Here is a 23,613-nt window from a genome sequence, read left to right as displayed (position 1 = left end):
CCCGGACTGTTAGGCACAATTTAAAATTTATAACCAAACTTTAAACAAGTCTAATAATCTTGGACTCCAAACAAACACAAAATGAAATCAACGCAATTACTTATTTTCTTTTTACTTATTACCGTAATCTCAAAGGCACAAACCAGTGAACTTGGCACATTGGCAGATCAAATTTATTTTAATGGAGAGATTTATACCATGAACGATAACAGCCCTATGGTGGAAGCTGTGGCCGTAAAAGCCGATTCAATTCTGTCTGTGGGAAGTAAGGAAGATATCATGAAGTTAAAAGGGGATAAAACCCAACTTTTTGATTTAAAAGGCAAGACCATGGTTCCTGGTTTAATAGAGGGGCATGCCCATTTGTATGGTATTGGTCTTAATTTATTGGAAGTTGACTTGAGTGGAACTACGAGTTATGAGGAGGCCATTAAAAAAGTTGCTGAAAAAGCAAAAAACACGCCAAAAGGAGAATGGATTATAGCTAACGGATGGCATCATGATAAGTGGATTACAAAACCTACATTAGTTAATGGGTATCCTACAAATAAGTTACTATCTGCTGCCGTACCAGATCATCCTGTTATTCTTGTACATGCTTCTGGACATATCATAATTATAAACCATAAAGCGATGGATATTGCAGGTATAAATTCAAAGACACCTCAACCGGATGGCGGCGAAATAGTTTTAGATTCAAATGGTGAACCCACCGGAATTCTTAATGAAACTGCAGGAGATTTAGTGTTCAAGTTTTTACCTGAACCTACAAAGGATGATGTAAAAGAGACATTAATTCTAGCTTTAGAAGAGTGCTATAAAAATGGTATCACCGGATTTCATGATGCAGGTTCGGGGGGCTATATGGTAAACCTTTATGAAGAAATGGCCTCACAAAACCTAATTAAACTAAGGCTGTATGTTATGCTTCGCGGAACACAACCTGAACTTCTGGAATATTGTTTTAAGAAAGGTATTCAAGAGAACCTATATGACAATCAACTAACCATCAGATCTATTAAACTAATGGCAGATGGGGCTTTAGGCTCTAGAGGTGCCTGGTTATTGGAAGAATATACAGATGCGCCGGGAGAGCATGGTCATAATGTTACACCGTTAGAGGATATTAATAAAATTGTCAATAATGCCTACAAAAATGGTTTTCAAGTGGGTATACATGCCATAGGAGACAGGGCAACTCGTGAGGTTTTGGATATTTATGAGAACACATTTAAGACTGAATCTACAAATAGTCCAAAAGATGCAAGATTTAGGATAGAGCATGCCCAACATTTTGATCCAGCGGACATTCTTAGGGTTGCGGAATTGGATGTTATTCTAGCAATGCAGGCTATTCATATGTCATCGGATAGACCTTGGGCCATTGATCGTCTAGGAGAGAAACGTATTACGGAAGGTGCCTATATATGGCAGACCTTATTAAAGTCTGGAGCAAAGATTGTGAACGGAACCGATGCACCCGTAGAACCCATTGATCCTATGGCTGGCTTTTATGCGTCAGTATCCAGAAAAACTCTAAAGGGCATGCCTGATGGTGGTTATGAACCACTACAGAAAATGACTAGGAATCAAGCGCTCAGATCTTATACATTGGATGCCGCTTACGCTGCATTTCAAGAAAATGACAAAGGGAGTATAGAAGTTGGAAAATGGGCAGATTTCACCATACTTGACAAAAATATAATGACAATTCCGGAAAATCAAATCTTAGAAACTAAGGTCGCTATGACAGTTATTGGAGGAGAAGTAGTTTTTGATGATGAAAAAGTTGATTAAATAAACTCTAATAGATGTTGGAAGTTGCTTATTGTGGATTGGTTTGAAAGCAGAAACTTAAGCTTAGGTAAATTCGAAATCGATATTTTTATATTATACAGAATGAAAACCTGACCGAACGTTATTCTTGGGAAACGTATAACTTTTGGCTATTAAAACACTGAAACTATGGACCTATTAAAACTAGCAATAGAATGGGCAAAAGCCGAAGTATTCTCAACACGTTTCTTTATTTTCTTTGCGATTGGCTTTTTAATAGCAAGTGCTGGATTTTGGCAATTAGGAAAAACAGATTTAGCAAAGGCTTATATCATTCCAACATTAGTAGCAGGCATATTACTGTTAATAATTGGCAGCGGTACTAACTACGCTAATATTAAAAGAGTTAAACAATTTGAAAAGGATTTTAATACCGATAAAACTGCTTTCTATAAGTCAGAAATTGAACGTTCTGAATCCACTATTAAGCAATTTGTAGTGGTATTTAAAGTTGTTCCAATATTAATCACCATAGCAGCATTATTAATTCTATGCATTAATACACCAACTTGGAGAGCCATTAGTATTACAACTCTTTCCATGTTAATGGTCATTTTATTAATTGACGGAAATGCACAATCAAGAATTGAGAACTACCACAAAGCATTAAAATTGTTGGACTTAAAAAATGAAATAAAAAAATAGCTACTCTTAGGAACAGAGAACATAATCAGCAAGTAGGTTTTAAAAAATGAAAAAAATAATAATACTAATTGTAGGAATAAACATTTGTATTTCTTGCAATCAAAAAAAACGTCAAACCAATGAGTTGTTAGACCCTATGCAAGTAGTTAGAGATTCTCTAACAACTGAATTGGAGGATATTTATGCAGAAGGGCTCACAAACGGTTTTGGAGTCGCTATAGTTAATGAAAAAGGAACTTTGTATAGCAATGGATTTGGGTGGGCCGATAAAGCAAATCAGATTGCTTACACAGAAAATACAATACAACATATAGCTTCTATTTCTAAAACCTTAATTGGGGTAGCATTAATGAAAGCGCATGAATTAGGTAAATTAAACTTAGATGACCCTATAGATAAATACATCTCATTTAATGTTTTAAATCCTAATTACCCCAATGAAAAGATTACCATACAACATTTAGCTACACATACTTCAACCATTGTAGACACAAAACATTATATGGAAAATGCTTGGATAATCACACCTAATCAAGATTTATCCAAAGTTTATGAAAATTATCCTTACCAACGTTTAAATCCTTCAACTTCAGAAATATCAATGGAGAGTTTTTTAAAAGAAATTCTTACGGTTGAGGGCAAATATTATGATAAAGAAAATGGTTTTTTAAAGGACAAACCTGGAGAGAAATTTGAGTATTCTAATATTGGAGCTACACTAACGGCCTTAATTATTGAAAAATCTACGGGAATACCTTTTAATGAATTTACGAAGAAATACATACTCCAACCCTTAGAAATGAAGTCCTCAGGATGGTCATTAGATGAAGTTGATGTAACCAAGCACTCTAGATTATATTATGACTTAGATATACCATTACCATTTTATACTGCCATAACTTATCCAGACGGAATGCTCATAGCTTCAAGTAATGATATGGCAAAATATCTAACAGAATTAATTAAAGGATATACAGGCAATGGCACTTTACTCAACAAAAAAAACTATGAAACCTTATTTACTCAGTATTTAAGCGAAGAAAACTTTGATAAACGAAATGAGCAAAACCCCTATAACGATGAATATAACACCGGTATTTTTATGGGTTTTAGCGCCAAAGGATATATTGGCCATACGGGAGGAGATGCAGGAGTCGTATCATTTATGTTTTTTGATAAAGAAACCAAAACAGGTAGGTATTTAATACGAAATACCAATAGTGATGATGAAAAGGGGCCTGGTCAATTTTATGATATCTGGAAAAAGTTAGGTGAATATACTTCTAAACTGAATCAATAACTGTGTACAACACCAGTAACCATTCTACAGAGCATTGATAAGTCATAAAACAAGACTACAAATGAGTGAAAAAGTAGAATTTAAAAATGTAGATGCATATTTTGACGCTCAACCGCAGAACGTAAGAAACATGCTTTTGGAACTAAAAACCTGTATTCTAAAAGCAGAGCCCAATGCAACGGAATTGCTTAACTACAACATTCCGGCATATGCTTTAATCGAAAATGGGAAGCGTGAACAACAGATTATGATTGCGGGCTATAAGAAGCACGTGGGGTTTTATCCGCACCCGACAACCATAGAAAAATTCAACTCGGAATTGACCGATTACAAACGTGCTAAAGGTTCGGTTCAGTTTCCATTAAACAAACCTTTACCCAAAGAACTTATCATACGAATGGTAAAGTCCCGGGTTGAATTATTAAAAAATTAAAAACCATGAAAAACCTGATGATTTGTGCAATTTCAATATGCTTTGGTCTGGCAACATCACCTCTTTTTGCGCAAGGAGACAGCTATATAAATGACTATTTGGAACGGTTGGAAAATTCGCGTAAATACATAGTTCTGGTAGCGGAAACCATGCCGGAAGACAAGTATAGTTTTAAGGCCACACCGGAATCCCTAAGTTTTGCAGAGAATTTGCTGCATATTGGCTATGCCATGGATTGGCACAGTCAATCTTTGTTAGGAGGCAGGGCATCCAGAGACTGGCAAACGGACACCATTTTTAAAGTGAGCACAAAGTCCAAAGCAGAAATGATAGCACTGATTAACATCACATTTGATGAAACCATTAAGTTGATAAGCGAGTTTGATACCACTCAATTAGATGACCATTTGGACTACTTTGGTCTTAATAGGAGTAAACGGCAAATTTTGATGTTGCTGGCAGATCACATCACCCACCACAGAGCACAAATGCTCGTTTCTATGCGTTTAAACGGACTTACACCGCCTAGATACGTCCTTTTTCAATAAACAAACACCCTATGAAGATTGATTTACTAGTAACTTTTAGCGTTACCAAAGAAGAAAATTCAGAGGCCAGTAGGGCCAAAGTAGCAGACATTCTTATAGACAACGAAGAAATAGAATTGGCCTATTCCCATGTTCGTGACAAAGTTTGGTTTACCTCTAAAAGAATCATAGCTATGGATGTTCAAGGACTTACCGGAAGTAAGAAGGAGTTTAAGTCTTTCCCTTACTCAAAAATAAGCTCGTTTTCAGTTGAAACTGCCGGCACTTTTGATGGCGATAGTGATTTTAAGATTTGGGTGAGCGGAGTAGGGGTATTTGAAATCAAATTCAGAAAATCACTAAACATTAAAAAGGTGGGAAAATTCCTAAGTGAAAAACTTTTAGGTTAACTTTATGGGTGATACCATTTTCGTGGGAAGAGCCCACGAGAATACCTAACCTGTTAACCACCCACCTCCAATCATGAAAAAGCAAATCCCTGTTAAGGCGTTACTTTTTGCTATAGTATTTCTATTCACTTGCTGTACATCTCGCGTGAATAAGCCTTCTGTAAATTCCAGCCCGATTGATGGTGTGTGGGAATTAAGCCATTTCTATAACCTAGGTAACGGAGATACGCTAAGTGTTGACACCAGTAAAGTGCAACATAAAATCTATTTAGACGGACATGTTATCTGGAATACGGACCCAGCTGCGGATGCTTCTGAATGGCATGGCTATGGTACCTACACTTTTAAAAATGATACTATTACAGAAACCCTGACTTCAATGTCCAAGTCTATGCAGAGTGATGTAAATACGTATGTAATTCCCATAGAACGCAGTAACAACACTTATAAGCAGATAAATACTTATGAGCGCAATGATACCGTTTTTAAGAATATTGAGGTTTATAGAAAATTGAATTAAGTTATGGGTCTAGTATATTTCGGGCAAACCCTATTTTTGCAAAAATGTTTGATTCAATATGCTGATAAAAATTTTGAAGAAGGTGGTATTTGCAGTTCTAATAGGAATTGGCGTATTGGTAGTTGCATACCTATTGTTCAATAGTTTTTATCCAAGTTTTGGTGGTGATGTTGATGAAGAAAGGCAAGTGGTATACGAGAATTCAAAACAGTTTAAAGACGGAAAGTTCATTAATGTCAAAGCCGTTCCAAAAGATTTAAGCCTAGGGGAAACCTTGAGTCTTGCTTATACCTTTTTTACGGCCAACGTACCAAATGGCAGACCTAAGGAAGATTTAAAAGTTGAGAAACTAGATTCCGTCCAAGTAGCCGATTATAGCAGTAAAGCCAGGTTAGTGTGGTTTGGGCATTCCTCTTTTTTGTTGCAAATGGATGGCAAGAACATACTTTTGGATCCCATGTTCGGTATGGTTCCTGCGCCACACGCATGGCTGGGAGATGAGCGCTTTAATAAAGAAATGCCTTTGGACGTACAAAAGTTGCCCACCATTGATGCGGTCATTTTCTCCCATGACCATTATGACCATTTGGATTATGAGACCATTTTAGCGATAAAGGATAAAACTGATCACTATTTTGTACCACTTGGGCTAGGGGTTCACTTGGAAGCATGGGGAATTTCAGCAGACAAGATAACGGAGATGGACTGGTGGCAAGAAAAGGAATTGGGCAATATAACTTTGGCCTGCACACCGGCACAACACTTTTCCGGCAGAAAGTTGAGTAACGGGCAAAGCACCTTATGGAGCTCTTGGGTCGTGAAATCCCGTTCAGAAAACGTCTATTTTAGTGGAGACAGCGGTTATGCATCGCATTTTAAGCAGATAGGGGACTTGTACGGACCGTTTGATCTGGCCTTAATGGAATGTGGACAATACAATGAGCTGTGGCCGGATATACATATGATGCCTGAGGAAACGGCACAGGCAGGTTTGGATATTAATGCCAAAAAAATCATGCCTATACATTGGGCCGGTTTTAAATTGGCGCTCCATGATTGGAAAGACCCCATAAGGCGGGTACAGAAAAAGGCGTTAGAATTGAAAGTTAAGGTAATTGCCCCAAAAATTGGCCAAGAAATTATTGTTACCGATTCCGTTACTACTTATCCCAACTGGTGGAAAAACCTATAAAATCGGGTTCTTAAATAGTTGATATTCTAATCATTGTATCCACGAACTTCGCCCATGTCCAAAGTTATTGGTCCAAGCTTGTGGGAGGTGGGCAAGAAAGCTCCAGTTTCCATAATTTTCCAATCGTCCCAAGTAGCTTGGAGTCCGCCTATGGGAATAATGCTTACCCACATTTGGTAACCTTCTGGTAGTCCGTTGGGGCCTAAATGCCAGAGATAGGAATCTCCTGGCGTACTACCGCCAGAAGAATAGGTAATCATTAGTGCTTTGGTACCGTCTTCCAAGTTTACCACACTACGTTGTGTGCCTTGGTCAAAAACTTTAAACGGGGCCACTAACCAAAAGGAATCATTATTGAAATAACCTTCGGCCTTGGTAATAAGTTCTTTTCGGGAGTTGCCAATAACCTCGGCTTCATTTTCAAACACCTTGCTTTTGTTCGGGTGTTTTAGATTCAATAGTATGCGATAGGCATCCCATTTTACATCCACCTCTCCGTTTATCTTGTCCCACTTATAGGAATGTGCACCATTGGCAAAACTCCATTCTAAATAGTTGGTGTTCCTATACGCTTCGTAATTAGCAGCCTTTAGCATTTTTTCGGCCAAGGCATCGGCCTCTGTACCGGGAATCCCTTTTGGTAGAGGTTCGTTATAGATTAAATAAACAATTCCAAAACCAATAAGCAAAACGGCGGAAAGGATTATGATTCCTTTCCCCACAACCTTCAATATTCTTTTTATCATCTAAATGCTCTAAAATCCTACGGCGGTATCATCACCTCGTTTATCCGCTCCACCTTCTAAAGTTCCATCGGGCAATACACGTATGGCATCAACCTTTCCAATTATAGGGGTACGGTCTTCATTAATATGATAACCTTTAGTTTTTAAATTCTCTTTAAGTTCTTCCGAAAAGCCTTCGGGCTCAAATATAACCACGTCCGGTAACCATTGGTGGTGAAAACGAGGGGCGTTCACCGCCTCTTGCATGCTCATATTAAATTCATATCCGTTTAGAATGGTTTGGGCCACTGCAGTAATTATAGTAGAACCTCCGGGCGTACCAACTACCATCCAAAGTTTACCGTCCTTTTCTACAATGGTAGGGGTCATACTGCTAAGCATACGCTTACCTGGTGCAATGGCATTGGCCTCGGCACCAACCAGACCGAACATATTGGGTACACCGGCCTTGGCACTAAAATCGTCCATTTCATTGTTCAAGAAAAAGCCAAGTTCATCACAATACAGCTTTGAACCATAAGCTCCGTTTAAAGTGGTAGTTACGGAAACCGCATTGCCCTCTGCATCTACAATGGAGTAGTGGGTAGTTTCCATACTTTCGGCCATTTGAAAGTTCCCTTCGCGAATGTCCTCGGATTTTGTCGCTTTATCAAAGGAAAAATCGGCCATACGTTCATCCAGATATTCGGGACTTAGAAGTTGGTCCATTGGGATGCTCACAAAATCAGGGTCGCCCAACCAGTAGTTACGGTCAGCATAGGCACGGCGCGCAGCTTCTGTAAACAATTGAACGGTCTTTTCGGAATTGTGCCCAAATTTGGCAACGTCATACGGTTCCATCATCCTCAAAATTTGGTTGATGGTCATACCTCCGCTGCTAGGCGGACTCATAGATATAATGTGAAGGTCTTTGTAATCAAAAACGACAGGTTCGCGCCAGCGGGCCTCATATTGCTCCAAATCTTCTTCGGTGACAAATCCACCTTTTTCCTGAATGAAAGACGCTAATATTTTTGCGGTTTCCCCTTTGTAGAAACCGTCCCTGCCATCTTTAGCAATGCGCCTGAGTGTATTTGCCAATGCAGGGTATTTTACCAAATCGCCAGCTTTACAGCCTATCGGGAAGGTTGTAACACTATCGTTAACCTCAAGAATTATCTCTTTATAGTTGGCGAACCTTTCGGCTTGCTTCTCTGTTATGATAACACCTTCATCTGCCAAAGCAATAACAGGGGCAAGGATATCTTCTAAAGGCATAGAACCGAACTTCTTGTGTACTTCTACAATGCCGGCTACCGTTCCGGGAACACCAACTGCGGTAGCGCCCTTGGTACTCATACCCGGAATAACATTACCCAGAGAATCCAAATACATATCTTTTGTAGCGGATAAAGGTGCTTTTTCTCGGTAATCCAATGCTCCTATAGAACCATCCGCTTTGCGATATACCATAAAACCACCACCGCCTATATTTCCGGCGAACGGATAGGATACTACCAGTGCCAACTCCGTAGCAACCATGGCGTCAAAAGCATTTCCTCCTTGTTTTAAAATTGTAGCACCTATGGTAGACGCCTCTTCGCGAGCAGAAACTACCATAGCCTTCTCGGCAACTACACCCGTGGGTTTTGCCGGTTTTGGAGGTTCGGTTTTACAATTGACAAAAAGAAGGAGAACAAGGGTCTTTAAAAGAATTAGACGTGTTGGTTTCATACGCGGTCGGTTTAAAGGATTGTACTTTTTTTATTAATTTCTATCTGCCTTGATATTAAAGTGAAATAAATTTTTGTTTTGAAAACACCATGAGTTCATCAAAAAAAGCAGCAAACTCTTCTTCAAACTTTTCATAATGTTCCTCTAGATCCAGAATGGCAAAATTCATTTTGGATTTATTATTGGTCCTACGGTTCATGCCTTTCAATACCTTTGCTATTCCCTCCATTTTGGAATAGTTGTATATCCAATTATCCGAAATCATATAAGGCATCATGCGTTGTACACCCACCGGTAGAATGGGGTAATTGTCCTCCAGTAGATCATAGAAATTATCAACATAGGCATCCAAAGGTGTTTTACTATATGTACTCCAGTTCTTGGCAAGGTAATGGTCGTAAAAAATATCTACGATCACCCGACTATAATGACTGTAATTTTTATGCAAACGCTTGCTACTGATTTTAGGAATTTCATGTGTATCCGTAAACGTGTCAATTTCCCGGTGCAATAGAATTCCCTTTTGAACCCTTTCCGGCAGGTGCTTAAATTTGTTGCCCCGTATACTGTCCGCAATAAAATTTCCCAAAGTAATTTCTGGGTCGTCAAAAGAGAGATAAATGTGTGCTAAAAAGTTCATAAGCTCGAATTTACAAATTGCAAACATAGTATTGGCCTTAGACCTGTATATTTGCAGAAACTATTTTAAAAAATATGACATTAATAAAATCGATTTCAGGTATACGAGGCACTATTGGAGGTAGCCCGGGAGATAACTTAACCCCCATAGATGCGGTTAAATTTGCTGCAGCATATGGTATTTGGTTAAAAGCGTATTCTAAAAAAGAAAAATTAAAAGTAGTTATTGGTAGAGATGCTCGCCTTTCAGGTGAAATGATCCAAAACCTTGTAGTATCTACTTTAGTAGGTCTTGGAATAGATGTTGTTGATTTAGATTTGTCCACTACACCTACGGTGGAAATAGCAGTGCCTTTGGAAAAAGCCGATGGTGGGATTATTTTAACCGCCAGCCACAATCCAAAACAATGGAACGCCCTTAAACTTCTTAATGAAAAAGGGGAGTTTTTAGATGCGGCCCAAGGTGCTAAAATTTTGGATATAGCCGAAAAGGAAGATTTTGATTTCTCTGAGGTTGATGACCTAGGGAGTATTACCAAAAACGATTCGTACATAGACATTCATATTGACGAAGTTCTAGATTTATCTTTGGTAGATGCAGATACTATTCGCAAGGCAAAATTTAAGGTAGTTGTAGACGGGGTAAATTCCACAGGGGGAATTGCCATTCCAAAACTACTGGAAGAACTTGGTGTTGAAGTTGTAAAACTATATTGTGACCCAACAGGTCATTTTCCGCATAACCCAGAGCCTTTAAAAGAGCATTTAGGGGATATTTGTGAATTGGTAGTAAAAGAAAAAGCCGATTTTGGTATCGTGGTAGACCCAGATGTAGACCGTTTGGCTTTTATTGATAACACTGGCGAAATGTTTGGTGAAGAATACACTTTAGTAGCCTGCTCAGATTACGTTTTGGGCAAGACCAAAGGAAACACGGTTTCTAACCTTTCTTCTTCACGTGCGTTACGAGATATTACCCAAAAGCATGGCGGCACTTATGAAGCTGCTGCAGTGGGCGAAGTTAATGTGGTAACGAAAATGAAAGCGAACAATGCCATTATTGGTGGTGAAGGTAACGGGGGTATCATTTATCCTGAAAGTCACTACGGCCGTGATTCTTTGGTGGGTACTGCTTTATTCTTAATGCTGATGACCGAAAAAGGTGGAACGGTTGCAGAACTTCGCGCAAGCTACCCTTCGTATTTTATGAGCAAAAAGAAAATACAATTAACACCGGGTCTAGATGTAGACGGTATTCTTAAGGCTATGGCCGAAAAGTATAAAAACGAAGATATATCTACCATTGATGGTGTAAAAATAGATTTTGCCGAAAATTGGGTACACCTTAGAAAATCAAATACAGAACCAATTATCCGTATTTATACCGAAGCTAAAAGTCAGTCTCAAGCAGACGAACTTGCCGATCGTATAATTGGAGAGATAAAAACTGTAGCCGGTTTGTAAAATCCGCACCTTCCTGAGTGCAGCCTAAGGATGGTGCTTCATAATAAAACGCTCGAAATGATTGAGTTTCTTCTCATTTTCATTCCGAGCGTTTTCATGTTTAATCAAGAAATATTTTTCCCGGAGCTAGTCTGCTCTAAGCCTTATATTACTCAGCACAATCCTATTTTAAATGATTTATATTAATAAGCAATACCTTCCTGAGCACAGCCGGCCAAAAAGTTTCTCTCTCAGTTGAAGTAATACCTTCCTGAGCGCAGTCGAAGGGAGAGGATTACTGAAACTCCACAGGAACACTATTTCTGTGTTTCCAGCGTCTATGTGTCCACAAGTAGTATTCCGGTTGTTCTTTTATCTGTTGCTCGGCGAGTCTTAAAAAGGTATCCGTTATTTCATTTTTTTCGGTAGAGGCTCCTGAAGTGGTAATAGGTATTAATTCCGCTTTGTAATAGCCTCTTTTAACTTTGGACACTTTTAAAAAAACTACGGCCAAATCCATTTTTCGGGCTAAAGTTTCCGCACCGTTAATCACTGGTACTTTTACGCCCATAAATTCGGTCCAATAATGCGCGCGGCTACGTTGTGGAGATTGGTCGCTTACCATACCAAAAATTCCCTTTACGTTGTTTTTATAGTTGACCAATACGGTTTTGGCCGTTTCCTCTTTGGTAATAAGTGTTGTGTTCCAACGCGCACGGACTTTTTTCACCCATCGGTCAAAATAGGTGTTGCTTATTTTTTGGTAAACTGCGTAACCTTTGGAGTTGACATAATTGTTCATGCTAACGTTCCACTCCCAATTCGCGTAATGCGAACAAACAACCAAAATACTTTTTTCCTTTTCAATTTCTTGTAGAACTTCAATATTCTGAACATCATAGCGCTTTTTAACTGCCGCTTTGGAAAGACTCATTGTTTTTACCATTTCCAGGAACATATCGCACATATGGTGGTAAAACTTTTTCTGGATGTCCTTTATTTCTGATTCCGTTTTGTCGGGAAAGACCAACTCCAAGTTTTGTTGTACCACATTCTTTCTATAGCCCACAACACGATAGACCCAAAAGAATACAAAATCCGAAAATCCGTAAAAAAGGCGATAGGGAAGTATAGAAATTATCCACAGCAATGGATATACTAAAATAAAAACAAGCAACTGCATCAAGACATTTTAAGTAGACAAATATAACTATATTTGAACCGAAATTAACTGCACCCTATGAACAACCTGGATATTGCCACAATCGTGGTGATTGCTGCTAATGTTTTAGTCTCCTTAAAAGGATTTAACGATACCGCTTTTTTTGAACGTTACAAGTTTGGCATTGGCCAGATTCAGGCTGGGCAGAAAGACCGAATGCTTACTTCCGGCTTTTTGCACGTAGACATTGCACACCTCTTCTTTAATATGTTTACCCTATATTTCTTTGCACCTGTGGTGGTCAATTGGTTTGGATCAGGTAAATTTTTAGGTGTCTATTTTATTAGTTTGTTGGCCGGTAGTTTATTGGCCATGTTTTTTCATAAGAACGAGCCGCATTATAGTGCCGTAGGTGCAAGTGGAGCTGTAACCGGAGTGTTGTACGCTGCTATACTACTTCAGCCTAATATGCAGTTGGGCATTATGTTCATACCGTTACCGGTACCAGCCTATGTTTTTGGTATTGGTTACCTATTGTATTCTATTTATGGGATGAAAAGCCGATTGGGTAATATTGGCCACACCGCTCATTTTGGTGGCGCTATTGGGGGTTATGTTAGCACACTACTGTTCATGCCCCAATTATTGGTGAACGAGCCCCTTATGGTTGGCTTATTGGCATTACCTATTGTAATACTTCTAATTATGGCCAAGATGGGTAAATTATAAGTTACCGTTCATCGATCTTCCTTATTAAAGTTCCTAGTTAGCGCATAAAATTTTCGTTAAAATGGCAAGAAAAGCCCCTTATATAGGTAATTCATCGAAAATAATTGAGCTGGGTATACACTTCACCGTAGTTTTACGTTCTGTTAGAACCCAAATCTAATAGCTTTTAAACCTACTTATAATGAAAAGACTTTCACTTGCCGCATTAGCGGCTGTTGCATTTGCTACATCTTGTAGCGATGAGACTACAGTTTTTACCGACACCGAAGACAATATTTCAATTGAAGCAAAAGAGTCTGTTTTAGAGAACAGTATTCTTTATGATGATGCTGGTGTGTTAGAAATTTTGAAAGAAGATGGCAGTACTACCGGAAAAACATCCAAAAGTGGAGAAGAAATGGCGGGAGATTACCCGTTAACCCTTATTGCCCGGGTAGACCCACCTTCTTACAGCGGAGCAGAAAATCTTACCGCATCTCATGTGGATGTAGATGGAGATTACGCTTACGTATCCTATAATACTGTTGAAGACGGTTATGCGGGTGGTATAGACATTATAAATGTTAGTGACCCTAACAACCCTCAAGTTACTTCTAGATTGTACTATTCCAATGCTGATATCAATTCTATTGCTTATGCTAATGGCTATGTATTTGCTGTTGGTGGTGTGGATTCTGAAAAATCAGTTAGAGCTACTTCAAATTCATTTGTGGTAAAAATACCTGCTTCTAGTGGTAAATTGGATGTAAGCGGAGAGTTAATCTACGGTTTTCAAGAAGGTTTTACTGCAAACGATGTTAAAGTAACTTCAGATGGGGTATTGGTAACGAGTGGAAAAGATGGTTTGTTAACGTCTTATAAAATCTCGGACCTTTCTACACAGAACGATGCTTCTTTTTCCGATTTACGTTCTGTAGCGCAAAACAACGGAACTATTGCTGTACTAGATGCGAGTCAAGGTGTTAGCATCATGGATAAAAGCTTTACGGTAAGCAAAACAATTGCCATTAGTTCGGATTTTGGAGATAACAGTAAAAGAACCCTTGATTTTTCAGGTGAAAAAATATACGTTTCAGAAGGATCTAAAGGAGCTGGTGTTTATAATATGACCAGTGGCGATTTACTGGAACATATTCCAATTCTTTTAAATCCAGAGGGAACAGAAACTCAAAATATTGTAACCAATGCTGTTGCCATTAATGAAGATGTTCTACTTATGGCCAATGGTGGTGCCGGTCTATGTTTATCGGAAGATAAAGACGGACAGACCAATATTATTGGGGTGGTAGATTTAGATGGTTCTATTAACTATGTAGCTTCTAAAGGTGATTATATTTTTGCTGCTTCGGGTAAAGCTGGACTTCAAATTGTAAAGTTGAACAGACCTGATCAGAGTTTAGAAAGCCGTTGTGCAGAATTATCATACTACTACGGAAGTTCCAACTTATCCGTAAACCAAGGTGAGACCAAAGAGTTTAAAGGTTCTAAGTACTTTAACTCGGTTAACGTAAACGGTTCATTGTTGTTATGCGGAACTTGGGCAGTAAACAACAGCAGTTATATAAACAGTAATGGTTTGTTTGAAATGAACGGTACATTGTACATTGGAAGAAACAACAAACGAAAGAACATTACCGTTAACAAGGATGCCAAACTAAGAATTGAAGGGAACCTAACGGTTTATGGAGATATCATTCTTAACGATGGAGCTACACTTGAGTTTATTGGAGACGACTCCGTTGCAAATGTATTTGGTAGCGTTAAAAAATTAGGAAGCGCAACCGTAATAGGTACGTTTAGAGATGTAAGAAACAAGTTCTAAGATACTTGTAGATATACAAAAAGCCCCGAGGGATTTCCGTTCGGGGCTTTTTAGTTATATATGTCCCGTCCTGAAATAAGTTGACATAAAATTGACTTATTTATGAAACATTCAAGTATTACGGTAACAAAGCGTACTCAACGCGATTACAATCTGGGCTTTAAACTCAGTGTTGTCCAGCAGGTCGAAAAAGGCGAGATGACCTATAAGCAGGCACAAAAGGCTTATGGTATTCAAGGCAGGAGCACGGTTTTGGTTTGGTTGAGAAAACATGGTACATTGGATTGGAGCAAACCAATACGCCGTCAAATGCCAAAATCAAAAGAAACACCTGCACAGAAGATCAAACGCTTGGAGAGAGAGCTTTCCGATGAAAGATTACGGAACAAAATTCTCAATACCATGATCGATATCGCCGATAAGCAGTATGGTACCGCTATCAGAAAAAAGCATTCACCCAATCAATCCAGCGCATCCGACAAGAACAACGATTAAGTCTATCCCGTTGTTGTCGATTGTTTGGGATAAGTAGACAGGCCGTCTACCAAGGAGAAAAACGTACCATTAAAAGAGAACAAGATTTTTTAAAGGTAAAGAACCTGGTCGAAGGTGTCCGCAAGGATATGCCCAGGCTCGGTACACGAAAATTGTATTTCCTTTTAAAGGACGAGTTCGCAATGCACAATTTAAAGATAGGAAGAGATGCCCTGTTCGGATATTTACGCTCGGAATCGATGTTGATAAGGCCAAGGAAGAATTACACCAGGACAACGAACTCCAAGCATTGGCTTAGAAAACATCCCAATCTGATGAAGGGAACCGAAGTTTGCGGACCGGAGGAGTTCTTTGTCAGTGATATTACGTACATTAAAAGCAGGGAGCGGACACATTACCTGTCCTTGGTGACCGATGCCTATAGTAGAAAAATAATGGGGTACCACCTTAGTGACGATATGAGTGCGGAGAATGTGGTAAAGGCGGTAAAAATGGCGAACGGCAATAGATCGACGAGCAAAGACCTGATCCATCATTCCGATAGGGGATTGCAGTATTGCTCGGCCATATACCAAAAAGAACTGAGAAGAAATAGCATGGCCCCATCGATGACGGATGGGTATGATTGCTACCAAAATGCCTTGGCGGAACGGATAAACGGCATATTGAAAGGTGAATTCCTAATCTATAAATGTAACAATGGAAAAGAATTGAAAAAGCTCATAGCCGAATCGATAAGAACCTATAACGGCAAAAGACCACACTTGAGCCTTAATATGAAAACACCTAACTTTATACACAAAAAAAAACCAGAGAAGCTAGCTTCTCTGGTTTGATATTTATTATTTAAAAACTGTCAACCTATTTTAGGACGACTCAATAAAAATATATTTTACTGCAGTAACTCTGCAACCTTTTGTTCCAAAGCGGGACCTCTTAGGTTTTTAGCTATAATTACGCCATTTTCATCCAATAGAAAAGCGGCAGGTATAGCATCTACATTGTATAACTTGGCAATTGGGTCATTAAAGTAGGCCAAGTTAGAAACTTGGTTCCAGGTTAGGCCGTCATCGGCAATGGCCTTTTTCCAAGCGTCTTCTGTTTTATCCAAAGACACACCTATAATGTTCAACCCTTTATCATGGTATTTTTTATACACATTTACCACATTAGGATTCTCGGCACGGCATGGCTTGCACCAAGCGGCCCAGAAATCTATTAAAGTAACTTTCCCTAAAGCATCGGCAAGGGCCAATTCTTTTCCGTCAGGGGTAGGAGCGGTAAAAGCAGGGGCCTTAGCACCTATAGCGGTACTTTTTTGGCTTTCCTCAGCTTTCTTTTGAGCATCCAATTTTTCAGTAATTAAAGCGGCCGCCTTTGTTTCCTTTATTTCAGGTGAAAGTCCGTCATACAAAGTTTGTGCTTCTTCGGCAGTTACCGCACGTGCTCCAATAGCCCTATCGATCAAAAGAACCGAAATAAGTGCTTCTGGGTGTTCTTTAATATAGGTAAGCTCAAAATCTTTGTATTCTTCTTGAAGCTCCATCATTTCGTCTCGCAGTGAATTAGCTGTAGCTTCATCAGCAGATTGTTGGGCTTTTTGCATATCCTGTTGGATAGATTGTGCCTGTGCCGTTATTTTCTTAGACTGGTCCATGTAATCCATGAACACCTCATTTTGCTTTGAACCCTTTACTTTGGCAAAACCTAAGCTATCTTTTTGGGCACTAAGCTCTATATCGCCATTTTCTAAAATAACCGCGGTGTATCCCATGAGCTTGTCAACAAAAACATAGTGCATCTCAGGAGAATCTGCAGTACCTGTAAAAACAAAGCTTCCGTTTTCAACGGTGGTAGTGTCAATATCTACAGGTTGGCCATTTTCACCCATAGCTCTTAGAAACACTTTAGTTCCATTTTCAACTTCTCCGGTTATGTTTCCTTTAAAGTTATACCCTTCGGGCTTTTGATTACAGGCTATTACACCTAGTAAGATACAGACTGATAATACTACTTTTTTCATTCTTTTTGTTTAAGATCAGGTAAATGTAGGTATATATCGGAACAAAAAAAAGCCCTTAACATTACGAGTCAAGAGCTTAAAAGCGTTTTATGGTTATTTTGTTTTTAGAACTGGTAACGAATGCCCAGGGCAATGTCAAAATTAAACTTGTTATCAAAGTTTTTAAAACCTATCAAACCCAGTTCTGGCCTAAAATCCAAAGAGACAACAATAGGCAGGTCAGGATTGTATTCTACACCCACATCACCGGCAACAAAAACAAAGAGTCCGCCATCTGGGTCTTCGGCAATGGTAGGGTTATTTCTGTTGGGTACGGGAGCGAAATCTACGCTTCCGAGACCTCCACCGGCACCGTAGAACCAGTTGAACCCTTGGTCAATCTCATATATCCACTGGTATACGCCGGTTAGCTTCACGGCATCAAATTCACGACTGTCCCGGTAACCAAGATCCAACTCGGCACGGGTATAGCGGCCTAGGGACCTTTGGTAAGAGATTTCGGCTCCAAACCCATCACTGTCGCCAAGCCTTAAACCTAGGGCGTTGTCTGCTATTTCTTGGGCCTGAAGGGAAAGTGCGGTGGAGCTAAGGCAAATAAAAAATAAAAATTTCCATTTTTTCATATTCTTGTGATTTTTGGTTCTAAAAAGGCGTTTTACGTTCGCCTTTCAAGCATAAAAACTTAATTTAGCGTTCTAAATTGTTTACCGTTGAATAAAAATTTACTTCAAGAATTAGCTAATTCACTGCAAGGTCGTGTTTTATCGGATAGTTTAACCAAAACGCTATATGCTACGGATGCTTCGGTGTATAGAAAAATTCCTACAGCTGTTGCTTTTCCGGAGACGACCAAAGACCTCCAGACCCTAGTACACTTTGCAAACCAACATAAAGTTGGGCTTATTCCTCGTACGGCAGGAACCTCCTTGGCCGGACAGGTAGTTGGTGAAGGTATTGTTGTGGATACATCCAAACACTTTACAAAAATTGTTAGTCTTGATGAGAAAAACAAACAGGTAACGGTACAACCTGGAGTAATTCGTGATGAACTGAACCAATATTTATTACCCTTTGGTCTGTTTTTTGGACCCAATACGTCTACGGCCAACCGTTGTATGGTAGGGGGAATGGTAGGAAACAATTCCTCTGGAACAACATCAATTAAATACGGTATTACGCGCGAAAAAATTGTTTCGCTAAAAACTATATTATCCGATGGAAGCGAAGTAGAATTCAAAGCACTTACCACGAGTGAGTTTGAAGAAAAAAAGAGTCTAAATACCCTTGAAGGGACTATATATAGGGAGATTTATAAAGAATTATCCCCAAAAGAAGTACAAGAACGTATTTTTAATGAGTTTCCAAAACCGGAAATCCACAGGAGAAATACAGGCTATGCGGTAGACGAATTATTGAATACCAATGTATTTGGTGGTACCGATGAAAAAATAAATGTATGTAAGCTCTTAAGTGGGAGCGAAGGTACGTTGGCCTTTACTACCGAAATAACTTTTCAGTTAGACGAGTTGCCTCCTAAACTATCCGCTATGGTGGTAACGCACTACAAATCTTTGGAAGACTGCTTGTCCGATGTTGCTCCGGTAATGGAACACGACCTGCACCTTTGCGAAATGATGGATAAGGTTATTCTGGATTGTACAAAAAACAATAGGGAGCAATTAAAGAATCGGTTTTTTGTTGAAGGTGATCCGGCAGCACTTTTAATGTTAGAGGTGAAAGCGCATACCGAAGAAGATCTGCAAAGACAAATTAATGAACTTCTAGGTACGGTAAAAGCTTCAGGACTTAGTTATTCCGAAGCTGTATTAAGAGGTAATGATGTAAATAAGGCCGTAGTGCTGCGAAAAGCGGGGCTGGGCTTACTTGGTAATATGGTGGGCGACCGTAAAGCTGTGGCCTGTATAGAGGATACAGCGGTTGCTGTAGCCGATTTAAAAGATTTTATAGGTGAATTCACCCAGATTATGGACCGCTATAAACAATCTGCGGTCTATTATGCCCATGCAGGTGCGGGAGAATTGCATTTACGCCCCATATTGAATCTAAAGAAGAAGGATGATGTGGTTATGTTCCGGGATATTACTACGGATGTAGCGCATTTGACCAAAAAATACAAAGGTTCTTTTAGTGGCGAACATGGAGATGGTATTGTCCGGGCGGAGTTTATTCCCATCATGATCGGGGAAGAGAACTATCAGTTATTGAGAAGGGTGAAATCCTTTTTTGACCCCGAAGGTATTTTTAACCCAGGAAAAATAGTTGATGCATACCCCATGGACGAGTCGCTCCGCTATGAAGTGGACCGCCAGGAGCCTGAGATTAAAACCTTACTTGATTTTTCGGATAGTGAAGGAATTTTAAAAGCTACCGAGAAATGTAACGGTGGTGGTGACTGTAGAAAAACGGAACAAGCCGCTGGAGCCATGTGTCCAAGTTTTCATGCTACCCGAGACGAACAGCATACAACAAGGGGTAGGGCAAACGCGCTTCGGGAATATTTAACTACAGGACAGAAAAAGAACAACTTTGACCAAAAGGAATTAAAGGAGGTTTTTGACCTTTGTTTGAGTTGTAAAGCATGTGCTACGGAATGCCCAAGTAATGTAGATGTAGCCACCTTAAAAGCGGAGTTTTTGTATCAATATCAAGAGGCGAACGGTTACCCCTTGCGCAGCAAATTATTTGCCTACAACACCAAGCTAAACAAACTTGGCAGTAAAGTCCCAGGGTTGACCAATGCCGTTTATGACTCTAAATTTTTAGGAGGTTTGTTAAAGAAATCTTCGGGTGTCGCTCCTGAAAGAAGTCTTCCAAAGGTTTATAGTTTTGATTTTGATAAATACTTGCAATCTTTTAAAAATCAACATACTGCAACAAAACAAAAATTAGTTTTATATATTGATGAATTTAGTCAGTATCTAGATGTTGAGCTAGGAAAGGATGCTATTGAAGTGCTAACGAAATTGGGGTATGACGTACAACTTTTTTATGGTGAAAGCGGAAGAACCTACTTGTCTAAAGGTTTCCTGAAGCAAGCTAAGAAATTGGCACTGGCAAATATTCCCAAACTAAAGAGATTTGCAGATGAGGGTATTCCAGTTGTTGGTTTGGAGCCCTCAGCAGTGCTTACGTTCCGTGATGAGTACAAACGCTTTTCCCAAGATCCAGAAACAACCAATGCCATAGCAATGAACACTTACCTGCTTGAGGAGTTTCTTGCTGCGGAAATACTGAAAAAGGAAATCACGGCGGATTTATTTACAACAGAAGCCAAAACGGTAAAAATACATGCGCACTGTCACCAAAAATCATTGAGTAACCAAAAGGTGACTTTTGATGTATTGAACCTTCCTGAAAATTATAAGGTTTCCATTATAAGTTCTGGTTGTTGTGGCATGGCCGGTTCGTTTGGGTATGAAAAGGAGCATTATGAGGTGAGTATGAAGGTGGGTGAACTAAAGCTTTTTCCATCGGTTAGAAAATCACCGGAAGACACCATTATTTCGGCAAACGGAACCAGTTGTAGGCATCAGATTTACGATGGTACCAAGCGGGAGGCGCTTCACCCTGTAACCATTTTAAAGAATGCGCTTTTAGCTTAAAACTTTAATTATCAAGCGGGGCTTCACCTTCTTTTGAAGGTTTTTGCTTTGCTACGGCAATAGAGTTCACCAAGTCTTGCATGTTCATGTTCTTTAATTCCTCATCCATAAAAAAAGGGGAAAGTTTATCGTGATTGTAACGGTAAACTTTCCACCGTTTTAAGGAATACTCCAATGCGGTCAGGTTTTCCACCCAATCTCCCGAGTTTAAATAGGTGCAAGAACCTTTATCCGTTTCATGCCTGATTTTCTTAGGTTGGTGTATGTGACCGCAAATTACGTAGTCATGTCCATTTTCAATGGCAATGTCTGTGGCCGACTTTTCAAAGTTTGCAATATAGGTTAAGCTTCTGTTACCGTTTTTCTTAATTCTCTTGGAAAGGGAATATTTGTCCTTTCCTCGCTTTCGCAATGACCAGTTTAATGTTCGGTTAGCAAAAAAGAGTAGTGCGTATCCGTATCCGCCCAATTTTGCGAACCATTTGGCATTTCGTATTGAAATATCAAACACATCGCCATGAAAAAACCAGGCTTTCTTACCATGTAGATTCAGAATCAATTTATTTACAATATGCAAGTTGCCCAATGAAATCCCAGAAAATCTACGCATCATATCATCATGGTTTCCCGTAATGTAATACACCTCTGTACCCTTCATGGACAGGGTAATTATTTTTCGTAAAACCTTACTGTGTTCCGTAGGGAAATAACTTTTATTGAATCGTCTTATATCTAAAATATCCCCATTTAGTATAAGTGTTTTGGGCTGAATACTGCTCAAATAGGTTAATAACTCATCGGCGTGGCATTCATACGTACCCAAATGAACGTCCGAAATTACAGCGATATCTACTTTTCGTTTTTTCATCCAAGATTTTATAAACTCTGTTAAACACCTTTTTGAGGGTTCCAAGGAGTCAATGAAAGAACATAGGGGAGTAGTTGTTTTTCTCTGACTTTTAAAAGGATATCCAAATTAACCACACCTATGTAAAACCAATGTGAAATTGGCAATATCAATTGATTTTGAAACCATTAAATAAACATTAAGAACCACAATACACATCTTATTCATGAATACCCAATACCTAATTTTGCGGTCATTGATTTAAGATTTATCTTTACCGCTAGCCAAAACCACTGCACCCCCATATATGGTTCAGTTTTATAGTTTTGGCTACATACGGTTTAGCAACAATTAATTTTAATATTTTAGAATGGCAGGAAACTCTTTTGGAAACCTATTTAAACTCTCAACGTTTGGAGAATCTCATGGTGTAGCAATAGGAGGCGTTTTAGATGGATGTCCATCAGGAATAGAAATCGACTTTGAAGCCATTCAAAATGAACTGAACCGAAGAAAACCGGGGCAATCTGCTATTGTTACCCAAAGAAAAGAACCGGATGCGGTTGAGTTCTATTCCGGTATTTTTGAAGGAAAGACCACGGGAACACCCATTGGTTTTGCCATTCACAATACCAATCAGAAATCTCACGACTACACACATATCAAAGACTCCTACCGTCCTTCGCATGCAGATTATGTGTATGATCAGAAATATGGTTTTAGGGACTACCGTGGCGGTGGTCGTAGTTCAGCAAGGGAAACGGCCAGCAGGGTAGTGGCAGGAGCTATAGCCAAGCAGTTTTTGGGCGAAATGAAAATAAACGCTTATGTTTCTCAAGTAGGGAACATGAAGATGGAAACCCCGTATCAAGATTTGGACTTTAATCAAACTGAAGCGAATCCTGTGCGCTGTCCAGACCCGGAAATGGCCGCCAAAATGGAAGATTACATTAAGGATATTCGTAAAGAAGGGGATACCGTTGGTGGCGTCATTAGCTGTGTAATACAAAATGTACCTATTGGCCTAGGAGAACCTGCTTTTGACAAACTTCATGCAGAATTGGGCAAAGCTATGCTCTCCATAAACGCCGTAAAAGGTTTTGAGTACGGAAGCGGATTTGCAGGTGTTGCTATGAAAGGTAGCGAGCATAATGATCAGTTCAATCAAGACGGTACTACAAAAACCAACTTTAGCGGAGGTATACAAGGTGGGATCAGTAACGGAATGGATATCTACTTTAATGTAGCGTTCAAACCTGTGGCAACTATCATTCAGCCTTATCAAACCATAGACAAGGAAGGTAATTTTGTGCAGACCAAAGGAAAAGGACGTCATGATCCATGTGTGGTACCACGTGCCGTTCCTATTGTAGAAGCTATGGCCGCATTGGTAATGGCGGATTTTAGCTTGCTAAATCGTACTATTAAGGCAAATTCATAATCAATTTATTGGCAATTCATTAAATCCAAAGGCGATTTGTAGGTTGTTTTTCTGCTTTCAAATCAAA

The 23,613-nt window shown here is 39.3% G+C and carries 21 protein-coding genes; 14 read left to right on the top strand and 7 right to left on the bottom strand.

Annotated features, from left to right (window positions below):
- The first annotated feature begins 81 nt into the window (after positions 1-81).
- The 8 genes from SJY45_RS04085 to SJY45_RS04050 all read left to right on the top strand — a co-directional run bounded on the left by SJY45_RS04085 (position 82) and on the right by SJY45_RS04050 (position 6,863).
- Positions 82-1,797 (top strand): amidohydrolase, encoded by a 1,716-nt coding sequence (locus SJY45_RS04085; RefSeq protein ID WP_400073376.1) that lies wholly within the window; start codon positions 82-84, stop codon positions 1,795-1,797.
- A gap of 168 nt (positions 1,798-1,965) precedes the next feature.
- Complete coding sequence (locus tag SJY45_RS04080) at positions 1,966-2,481, top strand: hypothetical protein (RefSeq protein WP_400073375.1); 516 nt, start codon at positions 1,966-1,968, stop codon at positions 2,479-2,481.
- 46 nt (positions 2,482-2,527) lie between these two features.
- Positions 2,528-3,781 (top strand): serine hydrolase domain-containing protein, encoded by a 1,254-nt coding sequence (locus tag SJY45_RS04075; RefSeq protein ID WP_400073374.1) that lies wholly within the window; start codon positions 2,528-2,530, stop codon positions 3,779-3,781.
- Positions 3,782-3,842: 61 nt separating this feature from the next.
- Positions 3,843-4,214, top strand: coding sequence for an iron chaperone (locus tag SJY45_RS04070; protein ID WP_400073373.1), 372 nt, complete (start codon positions 3,843-3,845; stop codon positions 4,212-4,214).
- Positions 4,215-4,219: 5 nt separating this feature from the next.
- Complete coding sequence (locus SJY45_RS04065; RefSeq protein WP_400073372.1) at positions 4,220-4,762, top strand: DinB family protein; 543 nt, start codon at positions 4,220-4,222, stop codon at positions 4,760-4,762.
- A gap of 11 nt (positions 4,763-4,773) precedes the next feature.
- The gene (locus SJY45_RS04060; protein WP_289062625.1) at positions 4,774-5,151 is read left to right on the top strand and encodes a PH domain-containing protein; all 378 of its coding nucleotides are present in this window, start codon (positions 4,774-4,776) and stop codon (positions 5,149-5,151) included.
- A 73-nt stretch (positions 5,152-5,224) separates the two neighbouring features.
- Complete coding sequence (locus tag SJY45_RS04055; protein WP_215440460.1) at positions 5,225-5,671, top strand: hypothetical protein; 447 nt, start codon at positions 5,225-5,227, stop codon at positions 5,669-5,671.
- A 58-nt stretch (positions 5,672-5,729) separates the two neighbouring features.
- Positions 5,730-6,863, top strand: coding sequence for an MBL fold metallo-hydrolase (locus SJY45_RS04050; RefSeq protein ID WP_400073371.1), 1,134 nt, complete (start codon positions 5,730-5,732; stop codon positions 6,861-6,863).
- Positions 6,864-6,889: 26 nt separating this feature from the next.
- Here SJY45_RS04050 and SJY45_RS04045 read toward each other — a convergent pair whose 3' ends face one another.
- From SJY45_RS04045 to SJY45_RS04035, 3 genes are read right to left on the bottom strand one after another with little or no spacing between them, the layout of a single operon-like run.
- On the bottom strand, positions 6,890-7,609 hold the full coding sequence (locus SJY45_RS04045) for a hypothetical protein (protein WP_400073370.1): 720 nt from the start codon (positions 7,607-7,609) through the stop codon (positions 6,890-6,892).
- 9 nt (positions 7,610-7,618) lie between these two features.
- On the bottom strand, positions 7,619-9,322 hold the full coding sequence (ggt, locus tag SJY45_RS04040) for a gamma-glutamyltransferase (RefSeq protein WP_400073369.1): 1,704 nt from the start codon (positions 9,320-9,322) through the stop codon (positions 7,619-7,621).
- A gap of 55 nt (positions 9,323-9,377) precedes the next feature.
- Complete coding sequence (locus SJY45_RS04035; protein WP_400073368.1) at positions 9,378-9,962, bottom strand: ACP phosphodiesterase; 585 nt, start codon at positions 9,960-9,962, stop codon at positions 9,378-9,380.
- A 74-nt stretch (positions 9,963-10,036) separates the two neighbouring features.
- Here SJY45_RS04035 and glmM point away from each other — a divergent pair, with 74 nt between their 5' ends.
- A complete protein-coding gene (gene glmM, locus SJY45_RS04030; RefSeq protein WP_400073367.1) occupies positions 10,037-11,425 on the top strand; it encodes a phosphoglucosamine mutase in 1,389 nt (462 codons plus the stop codon).
- Positions 11,426-11,699: 274 nt separating this feature from the next.
- Here the strand turns inward: glmM and SJY45_RS04025 are convergent, their stop codons facing one another.
- The gene (locus SJY45_RS04025) at positions 11,700-12,587 is read right to left on the bottom strand and encodes a lysophospholipid acyltransferase family protein (RefSeq protein WP_400073366.1); all 888 of its coding nucleotides are present in this window, start codon (positions 12,585-12,587) and stop codon (positions 11,700-11,702) included.
- A gap of 57 nt (positions 12,588-12,644) precedes the next feature.
- Between SJY45_RS04025 and SJY45_RS04020 the strand changes: the two genes are divergently transcribed.
- From SJY45_RS04020 to SJY45_RS04010, 3 genes are all read left to right on the top strand, one after another.
- Positions 12,645-13,295 (top strand): rhomboid family intramembrane serine protease, encoded by a 651-nt coding sequence (locus tag SJY45_RS04020; RefSeq protein ID WP_400073365.1) that lies wholly within the window; start codon positions 12,645-12,647, stop codon positions 13,293-13,295.
- Between the two features lie 181 nt (positions 13,296-13,476).
- On the top strand, positions 13,477-15,117 hold the full coding sequence (locus SJY45_RS04015) for a hypothetical protein (RefSeq protein WP_400073364.1): 1,641 nt from the start codon (positions 13,477-13,479) through the stop codon (positions 15,115-15,117).
- Between the two features lie 102 nt (positions 15,118-15,219).
- Positions 15,220-16,448, top strand: a protein-coding gene (locus SJY45_RS04010) for an IS3 family transposase (RefSeq protein ID WP_400073264.1) whose coding sequence is annotated in 2 segments (ribosomal slippage) — positions 15,220-15,568 and positions 15,568-16,448 — 1,230 coding nt in all. Because the reading frame shifts where the segments join, the coding sequence is not laid out codon by codon here.
- Between the two features lie 56 nt (positions 16,449-16,504).
- On the opposite strand, the gene SJY45_RS04005 is transcribed toward SJY45_RS04010, so the two are convergent.
- Positions 16,505-17,635 (bottom strand): DUF4369 domain-containing protein, encoded by a 1,131-nt coding sequence (locus SJY45_RS04005; RefSeq protein ID WP_400073363.1) that lies wholly within the window; start codon positions 17,633-17,635, stop codon positions 16,505-16,507.
- 104 nt (positions 17,636-17,739) lie between these two features.
- Positions 17,740-18,258 (bottom strand): hypothetical protein, encoded by a 519-nt coding sequence (locus SJY45_RS04000; protein ID WP_400073362.1) that lies wholly within the window; start codon positions 18,256-18,258, stop codon positions 17,740-17,742.
- Positions 18,259-18,345: 87 nt separating this feature from the next.
- Between SJY45_RS04000 and SJY45_RS03995 the strand changes: the two genes are divergently transcribed.
- Positions 18,346-21,258 (top strand): FAD-binding and (Fe-S)-binding domain-containing protein, encoded by a 2,913-nt coding sequence (locus SJY45_RS03995; protein ID WP_400073361.1) that lies wholly within the window; start codon positions 18,346-18,348, stop codon positions 21,256-21,258.
- A 4-nt stretch (positions 21,259-21,262) separates the two neighbouring features.
- On the opposite strand, the gene SJY45_RS03990 is transcribed toward SJY45_RS03995, so the two are convergent.
- A complete protein-coding gene (locus SJY45_RS03990; RefSeq protein ID WP_215912104.1) occupies positions 21,263-22,126 on the bottom strand; it encodes a UDP-2,3-diacylglucosamine diphosphatase in 864 nt (287 codons plus the stop codon).
- Positions 22,127-22,475: 349 nt separating this feature from the next.
- Here SJY45_RS03990 and aroC point away from each other — a divergent pair, with 349 nt between their 5' ends.
- Entirely contained in the window at positions 22,476-23,546 is a 1,071-nt protein-coding gene (gene aroC / locus SJY45_RS03985) for a chorismate synthase (RefSeq protein ID WP_400073360.1), read from the top strand.
- Positions 23,547-23,613: the final 67 nt, after the last annotated feature.

Source organism: Zobellia russellii (assembly GCF_044597075.1).
Classification (GTDB): Bacteria; Bacteroidota; Bacteroidia; order Flavobacteriales; family Flavobacteriaceae; genus Zobellia; species Zobellia russellii.
Note: the sequence above shows the minus strand (reverse complement) of the source record. Positions and strands in the feature narration are given on the sequence as shown.

Coding starts and splice junctions, on each gene's coding strand:
- SJY45_RS04055 (WP_215440460.1), top strand. CDS start 5,225: ATGAAAAAGCAAATCCCTGTTAAGGCGTTACTTTTTGCTATAGTATTT.
- SJY45_RS04075 (WP_400073374.1), top strand. CDS start 2,528: ATGAAAAAAATAATAATACTAATTGTAGGAATAAACATTTGTATTTCT.
- SJY45_RS04035 (WP_400073368.1), bottom strand. CDS start 9,962: ATGAACTTTTTAGCACACATTTATCTCTCTTTTGACGACCCAGAAATT.
- SJY45_RS04060 (WP_289062625.1), top strand. CDS start 4,774: ATGAAGATTGATTTACTAGTAACTTTTAGCGTTACCAAAGAAGAAAAT.
- SJY45_RS04045 (WP_400073370.1), bottom strand. CDS start 7,609: ATGATAAAAAGAATATTGAAGGTTGTGGGGAAAGGAATCATAATCCTT.
- SJY45_RS04085 (WP_400073376.1), top strand. CDS start 82: ATGAAATCAACGCAATTACTTATTTTCTTTTTACTTATTACCGTAATC.
- SJY45_RS04015 (WP_400073364.1), top strand. CDS start 13,477: ATGAAAAGACTTTCACTTGCCGCATTAGCGGCTGTTGCATTTGCTACA.
- glmM (WP_400073367.1), top strand. CDS start 10,037: ATGACATTAATAAAATCGATTTCAGGTATACGAGGCACTATTGGAGGT.
- SJY45_RS04080 (WP_400073375.1), top strand. CDS start 1,966: ATGGACCTATTAAAACTAGCAATAGAATGGGCAAAAGCCGAAGTATTC.
- SJY45_RS04025 (WP_400073366.1), bottom strand. CDS start 12,587: ATGCAGTTGCTTGTTTTTATTTTAGTATATCCATTGCTGTGGATAATT.
- SJY45_RS04050 (WP_400073371.1), top strand. CDS start 5,730: ATGCTGATAAAAATTTTGAAGAAGGTGGTATTTGCAGTTCTAATAGGA.
- SJY45_RS04020 (WP_400073365.1), top strand. CDS start 12,645: ATGAACAACCTGGATATTGCCACAATCGTGGTGATTGCTGCTAATGTT.
- SJY45_RS04065 (WP_400073372.1), top strand. CDS start 4,220: ATGAAAAACCTGATGATTTGTGCAATTTCAATATGCTTTGGTCTGGCA.
- SJY45_RS03990 (WP_215912104.1), bottom strand. CDS start 22,126: ATGAAAAAACGAAAAGTAGATATCGCTGTAATTTCGGACGTTCATTTG.
- SJY45_RS04070 (WP_400073373.1), top strand. CDS start 3,843: ATGAGTGAAAAAGTAGAATTTAAAAATGTAGATGCATATTTTGACGCT.
- ggt (WP_400073369.1), bottom strand. CDS start 9,322: ATGAAACCAACACGTCTAATTCTTTTAAAGACCCTTGTTCTCCTTCTT.
- SJY45_RS04000 (WP_400073362.1), bottom strand. CDS start 18,258: ATGAAAAAATGGAAATTTTTATTTTTTATTTGCCTTAGCTCCACCGCA.
- aroC (WP_400073360.1), top strand. CDS start 22,476: ATGGCAGGAAACTCTTTTGGAAACCTATTTAAACTCTCAACGTTTGGA.
- SJY45_RS04005 (WP_400073363.1), bottom strand. CDS start 17,635: ATGAAAAAAGTAGTATTATCAGTCTGTATCTTACTAGGTGTAATAGCC.